At 72.2% G+C, this 14,093-nt stretch carries 11 protein-coding genes; 3 read left to right on the forward strand and 8 right to left on the reverse strand.

What is annotated here, in order from left to right:
* Positions 1-161: 161 nt before the first annotated feature.
* The 7 genes from M0638_RS15795 to hslO form a co-directional block, all read right to left on the reverse strand.
* Positions 162-2,165, reverse strand: a complete 2,004-nt coding sequence (locus tag M0638_RS15795; RefSeq protein ID WP_248667956.1) for a heme lyase CcmF/NrfE family subunit — start codon at positions 2,163-2,165, stop codon at positions 162-164.
* Between the two features lie 265 nt (positions 2,166-2,430).
* On the reverse strand, positions 2,431-2,943 hold the full coding sequence (gene ccmE, locus M0638_RS15800; protein WP_248667957.1) for a cytochrome c maturation protein CcmE: 513 nt from the start codon (positions 2,941-2,943) through the stop codon (positions 2,431-2,433).
* On the reverse strand, positions 2,940-3,119 hold the full coding sequence (locus tag M0638_RS15805; RefSeq protein ID WP_248667958.1) for a hypothetical protein: 180 nt from the start codon (positions 3,117-3,119) through the stop codon (positions 2,940-2,942). The genes ccmE and M0638_RS15805 overlap by 4 nt, the downstream gene beginning before the upstream one ends.
* The gene (locus tag M0638_RS15810) at positions 3,116-3,949 is read right to left on the reverse strand and encodes a heme ABC transporter permease (protein WP_248667959.1); all 834 of its coding nucleotides are present in this window, start codon (positions 3,947-3,949) and stop codon (positions 3,116-3,118) included. Before M0638_RS15810 ends, M0638_RS15805 begins: the two co-directional genes overlap by 4 nt.
* Before the next feature lie 508 nt (positions 3,950-4,457).
* A complete protein-coding gene (locus tag M0638_RS15815) occupies positions 4,458-5,213 on the reverse strand; it encodes an FkbM family methyltransferase (protein ID WP_248667960.1) in 756 nt (251 codons plus the stop codon).
* 253 nt (positions 5,214-5,466) lie between these two features.
* On the reverse strand, positions 5,467-6,234 hold the full coding sequence (locus tag M0638_RS15820) for a DUF3750 domain-containing protein (RefSeq protein WP_248667961.1): 768 nt from the start codon (positions 6,232-6,234) through the stop codon (positions 5,467-5,469).
* A gap of 431 nt (positions 6,235-6,665) precedes the next feature.
* On the reverse strand, positions 6,666-7,676 hold the full coding sequence (gene hslO, locus M0638_RS15825; protein ID WP_248667962.1) for an Hsp33 family molecular chaperone HslO: 1,011 nt from the start codon (positions 7,674-7,676) through the stop codon (positions 6,666-6,668).
* A 285-nt stretch (positions 7,677-7,961) separates the two neighbouring features.
* On the opposite strand from hslO, the gene M0638_RS15830 reads away from it, so the two are divergent.
* Positions 7,962-9,017, forward strand: coding sequence for a DUF2272 domain-containing protein (locus M0638_RS15830; protein WP_248667963.1), 1,056 nt, complete (start codon positions 7,962-7,964; stop codon positions 9,015-9,017).
* Positions 9,018-9,074: 57 nt separating this feature from the next.
* On the opposite strand, the gene M0638_RS15835 is transcribed toward M0638_RS15830, so the two are convergent.
* Positions 9,075-9,854, reverse strand: a complete 780-nt coding sequence (locus tag M0638_RS15835) for a carbonic anhydrase (RefSeq protein WP_248667964.1) — start codon at positions 9,852-9,854, stop codon at positions 9,075-9,077.
* Positions 9,855-9,962: 108 nt separating this feature from the next.
* On the opposite strand from M0638_RS15835, the gene M0638_RS15840 reads away from it, so the two are divergent.
* Positions 9,963-11,696 (forward strand): lysine--tRNA ligase, encoded by a 1,734-nt coding sequence (locus tag M0638_RS15840; RefSeq protein WP_248667965.1) that lies wholly within the window; start codon positions 9,963-9,965, stop codon positions 11,694-11,696.
* Positions 11,697-11,759: 63 nt separating this feature from the next.
* The gene (locus tag M0638_RS15845) at positions 11,760-13,907 is read left to right on the forward strand and encodes a lysylphosphatidylglycerol synthase domain-containing protein (RefSeq protein ID WP_248667966.1); all 2,148 of its coding nucleotides are present in this window, start codon (positions 11,760-11,762) and stop codon (positions 13,905-13,907) included.
* Positions 13,908-14,093: the final 186 nt, after the last annotated feature.

Below are 14,093 nucleotides of genomic sequence, written 5' to 3' on the forward strand. Positions count from 1 at the left end.
AGGCGCGCCAAGGACCGCGCCGACAGGCGCGTCAAGGGCTGCGCCGGCAGGCGCGCCAAGGATTGCGCCGGCAGGCGCGCCGGGAACAGGGCCGGCAGGCGCGCCAGGGACCGCACCGTCCGCGCCATCCAGGCGCGGCGCCCGATCGTCCACCGTCCCGCTCATGTGCCCGCTACCGCCTCGCCCCGAGACCCGTTCCCGGTCCCCTTCGGCGCCGCCCGCACCGGCGCCGAGACCCGCATCCGCCGGTCGCTCAGCGACAGCCCGCCGCCCAGCGCCATGATCGCGCCGCCGAGCCAGATCCAGGGCGCCAGCGGGTTGTGGTGCAGCCGCAGCACCGCGCCGCCGTCGCGCTCCTCGCCCAGCACCACGTAGAGGTCGGCGAGCCAGGTGGTGTGGATCGCGGCCTCCGAGGTGGTGGTGCGGCCCACCGGGAAGAAGCGCCGCTCCGGCCGCAGCACCAGCGCGGCGCGGCCGTCGCGCAGCACCGTCACCTGCGCCTCGCGCGCGGTCCAGTTCGGGCCGATCACGTCGCGCACCGCGTCCAGCCGGTACTCGCGCCCCGCCAGCGCGGCGCTCTCGCCGGGATGCAGCAGCACCAGCCTCTCCTGCGCCAGCCCCATGCCGGCGAGCCCCAGCAGCGTCACGCCCAGCCCCGCATGCGCCACCGCGGCGCCCCAGGCGGCACGCGGCAGCCCCGCCGCCCGGCGCAGCGCGGCCAGCGGCGAGAACGGGCGGCGGCGGAACAGCGCCACGCGGTCCAGGATGTCGGCCGCCGCCCCGGCGACCAGCCACAGCCCGCCCGCGAAGCCCAGCACCGGCCCGACCCGCCAGCCTTCCAGCGCCAGGCACAGCAGCGCCCCGCCGGCCGCGAGCAGCGCCGCCCACCACAGACGCTGCAGCACCGGCCAGAGCCGCGCGCGCTTCCAGGAGAGCATCGGCCCCACCGCCATCGCCGCCACCAGCGGCACGGCGAGCGGCAGGATCGCCGTGTCGAAGAAGGGCGGCCCCACCGAGATCTTCTCGCCCAGCAGCAGGTCCGCGAACATCGGGTAGAGCGTGCCGACGAACACCACCGCGGCGATGGCGCAGAGCAGCACGTTGTTCAGCACCAGCGAGCCCTCGCGCGAGATCGGCGCGAACAGCCCGGTGGGCGAGAGCGCGCCGGCGCGCAGGCCGAACAGCGCGAGGCCGCCGCCGACGTAGAGCATCAGCAGCGCCAGGATGAACACGCCGCGCATCGGGTCGCTGGCGAAGGCGTGCACGGAGTTCAGCACGCCCGAGCGCACCAGGAAGGTGCCGAGCAGCGACAGGCCGAAGGCGAGGATGGCGAGCAGCACCGTCCAGATGCGCAAGGCCTCGCGCTTCTCGACCACGATGGCGGAATGCAGCAGCGCCGTGCCCGCGAGCCAGGGCATCAGCGAGGCGTTCTCCACCGGGTCCCAGAACCAGTAGCCGCCCCAGCCCAGCTCGTAGTAGGCCCACCAGGAGCCGAGCGCGATGCCGAGCGTCAGAAAGCTCCACGCCGCCAGCGCCCAGGGCCGCACCCAGCGCCCCCAGGCGGCATCCACCCGCCCCTCGATCAGCGCCGCCACGGCGAAGGCGAAGGTGACGGAGAATCCGACATAGCCGAGGTAGAGCAGCGGCGGGTGGAAGGCGAGGCCGGGGTCCTGCAGCACGGGGTTCAGCCCCTGCCCGTCCGCCGGCGCCGGCCAGACTCGGGCGAAGGGGTTGGAGGTGAGCAGGATGAACAGCAGGAACCCCGCTGCCACCATCCCCAGCACCGCCAGCACCCGCGCCTGCAGCGCGCTCGGCAATTCCCGCCCGAAGGCGGCCACGGCGCCGCCGCACAGCGCCAGCACCGTGACCCAGAGGACCATCGAGCCCTCGTGGTTCCCCCAGGCGCCGCTGAGCTTGTAGAGCAGCGGCTTGGCGGAGTGGCTGTTCTGCACCACGCCGAGCACGCTGGTGTCGTTCACCGCGAAGCTCCAGAGCAGCGCGGCGAAGGCGGCGAGCACGGCGAGGAGCTGCCCGGCGGCGAGGGCGGGGGCGGCGGCCATCAGGCGCGGCTCGGCCCGGTGCGCGCCGAGCAGCGGCAGGGTGGATTGCGCGAGCGCGAGCGCGAAGGCGAGGGCGAGGGCGAAGTGGCCGAGTTCGGGGATCATGCGGCGGCGCCGGTACGGGGGCTTCGCCCCTGCGACCCCACCAAGGGGCGCCGCCCCTTGGAACCCCGCCAAGGGGCGAAGCCCCCTTGGATCCCCCGTTCGGCCTTGAGGCCCGACGATTGAAGCGCCGAGGCCCGACGCCGGCGGAGGTCCAGGAACCTGAGGTTCCTGGCGGGATGGGTCCGGGAAGGGCAGCGTCCTTCCCGGGCGGAAGGGGCCCGGGGAAGGCGCCGCCTTCCCCGCCGGGCATCCCCGCCCCGCATGCTCAGCTCCCGCTCCGCGACGCCGTCGGCGCCATGGTGTTCCAGTTCCCGGCCGGCGGCGCCGCCCCCTGCGACGGGTTCCAGTGGCCCGAGCGGCGCAGCGCGTCGGCCACCTCGGGCGGCATGTAGGTCTCGTCGTGGCGGGCCAGCACCTCGCTGGCCCGGAACACGCCGTCCGGCCCCAGCCGGCCGAGCGCCACCACGCCCTGGCCCTCGCGGAACAGGTCCGGCAGCACGCCGGTATAGGTGACGGTCAGGGTCGTCGGCCCGTCGGTGACGCGGAAGCGGGCGGAGGGGCGGCCGTCCGGCGCCTGCTCGCGGGTCACGCTGCCGGCCTCGACCAGCCCGCCGAGGCGGAAGGCGCGGCCGGGCGGCGGCGCCTCGCGCGCGATGTCGGAGGGGGAGCGGAAGAACACCAGGTTGTCCTGGAACGCCGTCAGCGTCAGCGCCGTGGCCGAGCCGAGGCCCAGGCCGCAGAGCAGCAGCAGGTAGAGGCGTCGGCGCTTGCGGGTCATGCGAGGGATTCCGTGCCGGGCCGCGCGGCGGCCGGCCGATTGGTGCCGCGCGGCTCCAGCCGCGCCAGCAGCCGGCGCGCGGCGCGGTGGCGCAGCGCGGTGCCGAGGGCCAGCGCGCCGAAGCCGCCCAGCACCAGCGCGTAGCCGATGCCCACATGCCACCAGTGCAGCGTCATGCGGCGGCGCTCCCAGGGGAGACTTCCGGCCGGTCCAGGCGGCGGGCGGCGGCGAGTTGCAGGGCGCGGATGCGCCGCTCCATCACCGCGGCGCGGGTGCGCGCCAGCACCAGCGCGGCGAAGGCCAGGGTGAAGCCGAGGGCGCAGACCAGCAGCGGGTAGAGCATGCCGACATGCAGCCCCGGCGCGCCGAGCCGCGCGACGGAAGCGGGCTGGTGCAGCGTGTTCCACCAGTCCACCGAGAATTTCACGACCGGCAGGTTCAGCGCGCCGAGCAGCGCCAGGATGGCGCCGGCCCGCGCGCCGCGCTCCGGCGCATCGAAGGCGCGCACCAGCGCGGCGTGGCCGAGCCAGAGGAAGAACAGCACCAGCACCGAGGTGAGCCGGGCATCCCACACCCACCACGTGCCCCACATCGGCTTGCCCCACAGGCTGCCGGTGACGAGGCAGAGGAAGCAGGCCAGGGCGCCGACCGGCGACAGCTCCCGCGCCGCGAGGTCGGCCAGCGGGTGGCGCCAGACCAGCGAGGCGACCGAGAGCAGGGCGAGGCCGGCATAGCCACCCATGGCCAGCCAGGCCATCGGCACGTGGATGTAGAGGAGGCGCACCGTCTCGCCCTGCTGCCAGTCGGGCGGCGAGAGGAACAGCGCCCAGGGCAGGCCGATGGCGAGGACCAGGATCGCCGCCCCGCCCAGCCAGGGCAGCAGCCGGCCGGTGGCGCGCAGGAAGCGGCCGGGGTTGGCGAAGCGGTGCAGCACGGGCGGCCGGGCCGGGGCCACGCGCGGCGCGGCGGACGGACCCGGGGCCGCCGTCAGGGACGGGGTTTCCACGGCACGCAAACTACGACCATCGGGACAGAGATTGAAGTGTTCCGTCGGGCGCGACCCGGATATAGATGCGTGCTGCATAGCTGGCAAGCATTGACCACAATACCAACGAATAGCGTATGTATGCCGCCTATCCGATGTAGCGGATGTACTTGTCCGTTCCCGTGCCATTATCCAAGACCGGACCTATGCTCAGATCGTCAAATATCATCTCAATACTATAGTGATTTGAATTGCCCGGCGCCACATAAATCCCAATTTGTTGCATCTGCGAGGCCGGAAGACCTTCAATGTCTCCAACCGAGCATGTTCCATTGAAACTCCAGTGGCTTGCATCTGGGGACACAACCATCCCACATGCGTTTATGCCACTATCAGGATTCACGCCGTTCCCAGACAAGTTAAAGTTACTGAATGAAATAAGGCTACAACCCGAAGAAAGCGCAATACCATTTTGGCCAGCATAGACACTTTGGCCGCCCGTAAAACGTAAGTTTCTGTGCGGGCAATTTTACGCTGGCGCACAATAGAGTTGGGCGTGCGGTGATTTAGTAAACCACTCAGCGTCCACATTCTTGCCGATATCCGTTGCTTTTTCAAAATCATCTATCCATACATAGTAGTCTAGATTGTTTAGAATGCGACCAATCTCAGTTGCCGTCCCTTGAGCATCCGACCACAGGAAGTGATGAAGTTCCAGCATCAGGAATGGCCTGTTGGACAAAATACGCTCCGCCCCTCGCAAAGCGTGCAATTCGTGGCCCTCAACATCAATTTTTAAGAAATCAACCCGCATATCAGGACTAACATCGTCGTCCAGCCTGACAACTTTGATTTGCCCTGTTGCTGGAAAAATAGATCCGGCTCCAACAATAACACTATTGCCCGAATTTTCACTAATTGGGATTAGGCCGGATTGGCTGCCCACACCATAGGGATGCACCACAATATTTGTTCGACCATTGAGTATAGCATTCCGCTCAATCAAGGAGGCATTTTGGGGCAAGGCCTCCCAAGCATGCACCACTCCATCCGAGCCTACACAGTAAGAAAAAAGAAGCGTTGTTAAGCCCTGATGTGCGCCACAATCAAGAACATTGAAGCCGGGGCGGATAGTATCAATACACCATTGACGCTCACGCTGCCATTGATTGGGATTTGTATCATACCATTCCTTGGCGTTTTCGTCCTCAATATGCATATCGAATTGATATGGTCCGATGTATCGGTCCTTAGCGATAAAAGGAGTGAAGGAGTTCGTCATCATCAAGCCCTCAGTGGGTAGGATCCACATCAGAACTACTTCGCGCAAGCATCTTCGCATAAGCCGGCTACACAGGGTAGCATCCCACCCTGTCCAGAGCAACTAATGCCCTGTCGCGCCGATTTTTACGAAACGATTTTCGACGATTTTTACGAAACGACTTTCGAGTCGCTCCGACAAGTGGTCTGGCCAGCGACGATGAACCAGGAAAACCTCAACACTTGTTGCACACCGCCAGCTTGAAGCCAGCACGAACTCAGCCCGACGCCGCTGCCGGCGCCGGCCCACGCATCCCGATGCGTCCGAGCCCCGGCAGCTTGATCGCCGGGCGGCGCAGGTCGAGCCCGGCGACGGCGCCCAGGATGTTCACCTCGATCCCCTCCACCCAGGCCAGCGTCAGACCGGCATAGCCGCCGAGCGAGAGCCGCAGCCCGGTGCCGGACGGCGTCGGGCGCAGCCAGCTTCCGTCGTAGGGATAGTCCTTGCCGATCGCGGTGGGCGGCAGGGCGGCGCGTATCTCCGGCACCGCATCCATCACGGCGGCGACGAAGGTGTTGGAGTTGGGGCCGGGCCAGGCGCGGTAGTCGCCCTCCTCGCGGAAGGCGTAGTCGCGGATCGCCGTCTCGATGCGCGGGATCAGCCCGGCGGCGGCGGGGCCGTCGACGGCGAACACCACCTCCGGCACGCGGCCGAACCAGCGCCCGTCCGGCTCGAAGCCGTTCAGCCGGATCGGCTCGCCCCAGGCGGTGTAGTCGTAGCGCGTGTAGCGGGCCTCGCCCTCGCGCTTGAAGACGATCCAGCAATGGGTGGCGAAGATGCCGCGCCAGCGCACCGTCTGCGCCGCGAAGATGCGCACCACGGCGGCGGGCTGGCGCGCGGCCGGCGGCAGGTGGCCGATCGAGGAGCGGTCGGCGGTGCGCCAGCCGGCGCCCGTGCCCTCCCAGCGGTAGAGCGCGGCGGAGACGCCGATCGGCGCGAGGTAGAACAGCAGGAACAGCAGCAGGCTGAGCTTGGCGACGGACATCGGCGACGGAAATTGGTGCGTCGCAGCGGAACTCAAGGCCGGGGGGACGCGGCGGCGCGGGCCGGCGTTGCCCGCGGCCATGGCGCGTCGGCACCCGGCCCCGGTGGCGGCGGCCCCGGTGGCTGCGGCCCCGGCATCCCGCCCGACGGCGATCCACCGCCGCGGCCACGTCCTCGCGGATCTCCCGGGCCGCCGGGCGCGTCTACCCGGCCCGGGAAAGACCTGCCGTAGCGAACCGCGGTCCGGTCGGGACTGCGGTTCGCCGTAGCTCGTTGTTCCCGGCGCGGATTCACGCCGCCGGGCGTGTCCGCCCGCCGGCGATCCGCTCTAGAGCATTTTCAAGCTGAGCGTCCTCGCTCAGCGGCTCGGAAAATGCGAAAAATCAAAAGGCTAGAGCCGTTCCGGCCTGATACAGTCAGGCTGGATCGGCTCTAGCCAGCCGCCCGCTTGCCGCGCACCTCGCGGCGCTCGAAGCGGAAGCCGACGTTGCAGAACTCGCAGGTCACGGTGATGGCGCCGTCGTCCTGCACCATGTGGTCGAGGTCCTCGGGCGGGAAGCCCTCCAGCACCCCGGCGAGGCGCGCCCGCGAGCAGCGGCAGCCGTAGGAGAGGGCCCGCGCCCGGTCGACCGACAGCCCCTCGGCGTGGAACAGCCGGTGCAGCAGCCGGTCGGCGGGCAGCGAGTCGTCGAGCAGCTCGGCGTCGGTCAGCGTGTCCGCGAGGACGCAGGCGGTGTGCCACGCCTCGTCCGGGTCCTCGGGGTCGGCCGCCGGCAGGTCCGCGTCGCGGTCGTCGGTGCCGAGGGCGATGCCGCCCTCGGTCGCCACCTTCTCCATGATGAACGCGGCCGCCCGCCAGCCCGCCTCCGTGCGCGCGCAGGCCAGCCGGACCAGGGTGCGGATCTGCTCGGAGGTGCGGAAGTAGCTGCCGGCCATCTGCGCCAGGCTGATGCCCTCGATCGCCACGATGCCCTGGTAGCGGTCCATGTCCGGGCCCTGGTCGCAGGTGAAGGCGAGGTAGCCCTTGCCCAGCAGCGCCGCCGCCGAGGGGTCCGGGTCGCCGCGCAGCAGCCGCGCCAGCTTGTCCGGCTCGGCGCGGGCATAGCCGCGCAGCTCGCCCGATTCGGTGCAGTCGGCGAGCAGCATCGGCACCACCCCGTCGCCCTTCGCCTGGAGGCTGAAGGAGCCGCGGAACTTCAGCGCCGCCGCCAGGCCGGCGGTGAGCGCCAGCGCCTCGCCGGCGAGGCGCGTCACGGCCGGGTGGTTGTCGTGGCGGCCGAGCAGCGCCTCGGCGAGCGGGCCGAGGCGCACCAGCCGCCCGCGCACCGGGCGGTCGCGCAGGTGGAAGGGCTGCACGCCGCGCGGCACCACGATCTGCGGCACCGGCGGGCGGTCATGGTTCAGGAAGTCGGGCGTGGCGGCGGGCCGGGGAGCGTCGGACAACGGAGGCGGACCTTCGGCGGGATGTCGGGAAAAGGGATCGGTCGGCGCTGAGATAGGGTGCCGCCCGCCGCCGGACCACCGCCGGGGCCGCGCGGCCGGCGCGGCACCGCCATGCGGCGGGGCGGCCGTGCCCCGGCCACGGCGCCCGCGCCGGCTGGCGGGGCGTGTCGCGCCGGTGACACCGAGGCCATCCGGTCACACCAGGCATGGACGCTGACGGGATTCGCGACCGATATTGTTGCGCTGCGGTGCGACCCTGCCGCCGCATGGACGTTAGGCGGACCCGTGCGCGCCCTGCTTTCCCTCCTCCTGCTGCCCGCCCTCCTGCTCGCCTGCGCCTCCCCCCCTTCCGCCACGCCAGGAACCGCCGTCCCGATCGGCGGGCTGCGCGGCGCGGTGCTGCGGGTGTCGGTGGAGGAGTGGCAGGCCTGGGGACGGCTCACCGTCGACGGCTGGGTGCCCTACCTGCCGCCCGGCCAGGAGGCGGCGCCGGAGAACTACACGCGCATCCTGGGCTACTGGGGCGCGGTGCCGGACGGGCCGGGCGTGATCGCGCAGCACCGGCGCAACTACGCCAGCATGCGCGAGGAGCTGGCCGAGGCGGCCGACCTGCAGGGCGGCCGCTCCGCCATGGGCGTCTCCATCTCCTTCTGGGGCGTGCCCTTCTGGTCGGCCGCCTTCATCAGCCACGTGATGCTGACGGCCGGCGTGCCGGACTTCCCGCTCTCCTCGGCCCATGCGCGCTACATCGACATCCTGCTGGCGCGCTACCTGCGCGACCCGGACGGCGCCGCCTTCGTGCCGCACGACATCGACGAATTCGCGCCGCGCCCGGGCGACCTGCTCTGCGCCGACCGCAGCGGCAACCCGATCCAGCGCTGGCAGGAGCGGCTGGCGCAGGCGGGCCGGCCGCGGCCGATGCACTGCGACGTGATCGTCGCCAATGCCGGCGGGGTGGCGGAGGCGATCGGCGGCAACGTGCTGGACGCCGTGGTCAAGCGCCGCTTCCCGACCGATGCCGCGGGGCACGTGCTCCAGGCGCCGCTGGGCGAGCCCGCCTTCTTCGTGGTGCTGGAGGACCGGCTGGACCGGGTGGACGCGCCGCTGCCGACCCTGCTGCGCGCCCCCTCGCCGTCGGGCCCGGCCGCGGCGCCCGGCCCGCCGGAACCCGGCCCCTCCCCGGCGCCGGAGACGGGAGCGCCGGAGACGGGGGCCTCGGCACCGGGGCCGGGCACGTCGCCGGCTCCGTCCCCGCCGGCCGGCCCGGAGCCGGCGCCCTTGCCCGCGGCGGCGCGGCGGCCCGCCGCGCCGGCGGTGCCATCGGCCCTGGCGAGCCGGTAGGGCGTCCCGGCCGGCCCGCGACGCCCAACCCGCGACACCCGGCCCGCGACGGCGGGTTCAGGAATCGAAGAAGTCCACGTCGCCGTCGTCGAGGTCGTAGCGGGCGCCGACGATCCGCAGCTTGCCCTCTCGCATCGGTCCCTGGAGCACGGCGCTCTGCTGCGGCAGGCGGGCGACGATGCGCCGGACATTGGCCCGCACCGAGCGGTCCAGCAGGTCCCCCCCGGACCCGCTCCCCATCTGGGCCCGGGCCTGGAGCACGGCGGGCACGATCGGCTCGACCATCGGGCCGATGCTGCCGGGGAAGGTGGCGTTCCTCTCCACCACCTCGATGGCGGCGGCGACCGCGCCGCACCGCTCGTGGCCCAGCACCATCACCAGCGGCACGCCGAGCACGCCCACCGCGTACTCGATGCTGCCCAGCGCCGCCGTGTCCACCGTGTTGCCGGCGTTGCGGACGATGAACAACTCGCCCAGGCCGCGGCCGAACAGCAGCTCCGGCGGCACCCGGCTGTCCGAGCAGCAGACCAGCACGCAGAACGGCGCCTGCGCCAGCGCGATGGCGATCCGCCGCTCGCGGTTGATGTCGCCGTGGAACGGCTGGCCGTGGGCGTACTCGTCGTTGCCCTTCTTCAGCAGCTCCAGCGCCTGGTCCGGCGTCAGGCTGGTGCGGGGGCCGTGCGGGTCGGCGGCCAGCGCCGGGCGGGGCAGCCCCGGCACTCCGCCGGGCAGGGCGGCGCAGGCGAGCAGCCCGGCCCCGCCGGCCAGCAGGCCGCGCCGGGCGAAGGCACGGCCGTGGCGGGTCGGGTCGGAGCAGGCGCAGGGGTCGGCTTTCATGGCGGTGTCTCCTCCATTGCCGCGGAAGCGCGGGTGATGGCTGGACTGTAACTCGATTCGGTGGCGTGGGGTCGCACTGCCGGCCCGGCCTCCGTATAAGCAGCCACCATGTCGCCCGATCCTTCCTTGCGTAGCGTTAAGGCCTGGCCCTTCGAGGAGGCCGCCCGTGTCGCCGACCGCCTGAAGGCCTCCGGCAAGGAGGAGGCGCTGTTCGAGACCGGCTACGGCCCCTCCGGCCTGCCGCATATCGGCACCTTCGGCGAGGTGGCGCGCACCACCTGGGTCCGCCGCGCCTTCGGGCGGCTGACCGGCCTGCCCTCCCGCCTGCTCGCCTTCAGCGACGACATGGACGGGCTGCGCAAGGTGCCGGACAACGTCCCGAACCGGGAGATGCTGGCCGGGTATCTCGGCCGGTCGCTGACCGCCATCCCGGACCCGTTCGGCACCCATCCGAGCTTCGGCGCCCACAACAACGCGCGGCTGCGCGCCTTCCTCGACGCCTTCGGCTTCGACTACGAGTTCGCCTCCGCCACCGACTACTACCGCTCGGGCCGCTTCGACGCCGCCCTGCTGACCATGCTGGCGCGGCACGAGCAGGTGCGGGAGGTGATCCTGCCCACCCTCGGCCCGGAGCGGCGCGCCACCTACTCCCCCTTCCTGCCGATCCACCCGGAGACGGGCGTCGTCATGCAGGTGCCGATGGAGGAGACGCGCCCCGAGGCCGGCACCGTGGTCTGGCGCGACCCGGAGACGGGGCGGCTGTACGAGACCCCCGTCACCGGCGGCCACTGCAAGGCGCAGTGGAAGGCGGACTGGGCGCTGCGCTGGACCGCGCTCGGCGTGGACTACGAGATGTCCGGCAAGGACCTGATCGACAGCGTGAAGCTCTCCTCGCGCATCTGCCAGGTGCTGGGCGGCACGCCGCCGCTGAGCCTGACCTACGAGCTGTTCCTCGACGACCAGGGGCAGAAGATCAGCAAGAGCAAGGGCAACGGCCTGACCATCGAGGAGTGGCTGCGCTACGCGCCCCCCGAGAGCCTGGCCCAGTTCATGTACGGCGCGCCGCAGCGGGCCAAGCGCCTGTACTTCGACGTGATCCCGCGCGCGACCGACGAGTACATCGCCAACCTCGACCGGCTGCGCGCCAACCCCGACCCGGCCAACCCGGCCTGGCACATCGCGGGCGGCCCGACCAACGACCCGGGCTCGCCGGTCTCCTTCGCCATGCTGCTCAACCTCGCCAGCGTGGTGAACGCGGACGCGCCGGAGATGCTGTGGGGCTTCCTGCGCCGCTACGCGCCGGAGGCCTCGCCCGAGGCCAACCCGCTGCTGGCGCGCCTCGTCGACCACGCCGTGCACTACTACCGGGACTTCGTGCTGCCGAAGAAGCGGTTCCGGGCGCCGACCGGGGCCGAGCGCGCCGGCCTCGAGGCCTTCGCCGCCGCGCTGCGCGACCAGGCGGCCGAGCTGGAGGCGCTGCCGGTGGAGGCGCGCGCCCGCGCGGCGCAGGACCTGGTCTACGATGCCGGCCGGCGCGAGCCCTTCCTGGAGGCGGGCAAGGACGGGCGGATGGGCGTCTCGCGCGCCTGGTTCAACGCGCTCTACCAGGTGCTGCTGGGCCAGGAGGAGGGGCCGCGCTTCGGCGGCTTCGTGGCCCTCTACGGCGTCGCCGGCACGATCGGGCTGGTCGAGTCGGCGCTGGAGCGGGAAGCCCCGGGAGAGGCTTCCGGGGAGCCCCCAGGGGAGACCCCAAGGGAAACCCCAGGGGAGACCCCAGGGGAGCCCGATGCGGCATCCGGCGTTGCGGACGGTGCGGGAGCCGGCGGCGGGCGGGCGGCGTGACGGCGCCCGGCAAGGCGGCCATCCCCGCGCGGCAAGGCTGAGAAGAAAGAGGGCGCTCCGGCCGTGAAGCATTCCTGGCGCCGCCTGCTGCGCCATGCCCCCGCCCTGTTCGGCGTGGTGCTGCTGGTGGGCGCGGTCTATGTCGTGCAGAAGGAATTCCGCGACCTCTCGCTCCACGACATCCGCCTGGCGATGGGCGCGATCCCGGCCTCGGCGCTCTGGATCGCGGCCGGCTGGACCCTGCTCGCCTACGCCGTGCTGACGATCTACGACCGGCTCGGCTCGGTCTATGCGGGCAGGCCGATCTCCTACTTCCGCACCTCGATCGCCTCCTTCTGCGCCTACTCGCTGTCGCACAACCTCGGCGTGCCGGCGGTCTCGGGGGCCGCGGTGCGCTACCGCTTCTACTCGCAATGGGGGCTGACGCCGGGCGAGATCGCCAAGGTGGTGGCCTTCACCTCGCTCACCTTCGGCCTCGGCGCCTTCGCCCTCGGCGGCGCGGTGCTGATGCTGGAGCCGGGCGTGGTGCCCTGGCTCGGCGAGCACCTGCCGCACTGGGCGATGCGGCTGGTGGCGCTGCTGCTCTGGGCGATCGTCGCGGCCTACGTCACGCTCAGCCGCCTCGTGCCGCACTTCCGGCTGTTCGGCCACCAGATCGACCTGCCCGGCTTCCGGCTGGCGGTGATGCAGGTGGTGCTGGCGGCGGTGGACGTGGCGGTGACCGCCGCGATCTTCTGGGCGCTGCTGCCGCATGCCGACGGGCTGACCTTCACCCGCTTCCTCGGCATCTACCTCGCCTCCTACAGCGCGGGCCTCGCCAGCCACGCGCCGGGCGGCATCGGCGTGTTCGACGGCGCCATCCTGCTCGGCCTCGAACCCTACATGCCGGCCGCCGAGGTGATCGGCGCGCTGCTGGTGTTCCGGCTGTTCTACTACATCATCCCCCTCTTCATCGCCGGCGCCCTGTTCGTCGGCAACGAGCTGGCGCAGCGGCGGGAGCTGGTGGACTGGCTGCTGGCGCGCCTCGGCCGCGCCCCGCGCGCCCCCACGGGCACCTCGGACCGCGTCTTCGAGCCGACCCGCGGCTCGGAGGCGCTGGAGGTGCCGGTGCTGGCCGGGCTGGTCGGGCTCGGGGGGGCGGTGCTGATCTTCATCGGCGCCCTGCCGCCGCGGTCGCACGCCACGGAGGGCTGGGCGGGGCACGAGGTGGCGCTCGCCTCGCACTTCGCCGCCTCGCTGGTCGGCACGCTGCTGCTGGTGGGCGCCTGGGGGCTGCTGCGCCGGCTGCGCCTGGCCTGGGGCGGCTCCATGATCGCGCTCGTGCTCGGCGCCTCGATCGCCTCGCTGCGCGGCGAGCCCTGGTGGCTGGTGGCGGCCTACGCCACGGTGCTGCTGCTGCTGGCGGCGCTGCGCCGCTCCTTCTACCGCGACGCGCGGCTGCTGGCCGAGCCGCTCTCGGGCGAGAGCCTGTTCGCCTTCGCCGCGCTGTTCGGCTGCGCCGTCACCCTGGCGCTGGTGGCCTATGGCCGGCGGGTGGCCGAGACCTCCTGGTGGGGGGTGGTGTTCTCGCCGCTGGCGCCGGATTCGCTGCGCTTCACCGTCGGCCTTTCCGTGGTGATGCTGATCCTGGCCTCGGTGCGGCTGCTGCGGCCGGTGAAGCTGCGGCCGGAGCCCTTCTCGGTCGAGAGCGCGGCCCGGCTGCGCGCCCTCGGCGCGCTGGTGCCCGCCAGGGCGGACGGGGTGGTGTTCGGCGAGGACGGCGAGGCGGGCTTCGCCATCCTCAAGGGCGAAGAGGTCTGGCTCGGCCTGGGCGACCCGGCCGGGGCGCCGCGCGACCGGATCTCGGCGATCTGGCGCTTCCGCGACATGTGCGAGCGCGCCGGGGTGGACGCGGCCTTCTGGCGGGTGGGGTCGGAGCTGCTGCGCGTCTACGCCGATATCGGCCTGATCGCCTTCCCCCTGGCGCCGCCCGCGGCCTCGCCACCCGCCTCCCCGCCCAACGCTGCCGGGGCGACGCCTCCGGCAGCGGGCGGCGACCCGGACGGCCCCGTCGCGGGGGGAGCCGCCGAGGGGGCGACGGCGGGGCCGGGGTCGGGGCAGGGGCAGGGGCAGGGGCAGGGGCAGGCCAGATGGGGCGTCGCCGGACCGCGCTACCTGGTCTGCCGCGCCGAGCGCGACCTGGAGCGGCTGCGGCCACTGCTGCCCTGCTGATGCCGCCCCCGCACGCGATGCCGGCCCGTGCGGGGCAGCCCGGCCCAGGGCGACCTGGCCCGGGGCGACCTGGCCCGGGGCGACCTGGCCAGGAGCATCCCTCCCTGCGGTTGTACGATCCCCGCGCCCACGCCTAGATTCGGCGCATCGGCCGGCTATCGGCGCCGCAGGCGCGGCGCCGGCCAT

The organism is Roseomonas acroporae, from assembly GCF_023223525.1.
GTDB classification, from domain to species: domain Bacteria; phylum Pseudomonadota; class Alphaproteobacteria; order Acetobacterales; family Acetobacteraceae; genus Roseomonas_E; species Roseomonas_E acroporae.

Bases quoted from the DNA above. Each gene is read 5' to 3' on its own strand.
- M0638_RS15835 (WP_248667964.1), bottom strand. From the start codon at position 9,854: ATGAAAGCCGACCCCTGCGCCTGCTCCGACCCGACCCGCCACGGCCGT.
- M0638_RS15820 (WP_248667961.1), bottom strand. From the start codon at position 6,234: ATGTCCGTCGCCAAGCTCAGCCTGCTGCTGTTCCTGCTGTTCTACCTC.
- M0638_RS15795 (WP_248667956.1), bottom strand. From the start codon at position 2,165: ATGATCCCCGAACTCGGCCACTTCGCCCTCGCCCTCGCCTTCGCGCTC.
- ccmE (WP_248667957.1), bottom strand. From the start codon at position 2,943: ATGACCCGCAAGCGCCGACGCCTCTACCTGCTGCTGCTCTGCGGCCTG.
- M0638_RS15805 (WP_248667958.1), bottom strand. From the start codon at position 3,119: ATGACGCTGCACTGGTGGCATGTGGGCATCGGCTACGCGCTGGTGCTG.
- M0638_RS15815 (WP_248667960.1), bottom strand. From the start codon at position 5,213: ATGATGACGAACTCCTTCACTCCTTTTATCGCTAAGGACCGATACATC.
- M0638_RS15840 (WP_248667965.1), top strand. From the start codon at position 9,963: ATGTCGCCCGATCCTTCCTTGCGTAGCGTTAAGGCCTGGCCCTTCGAG.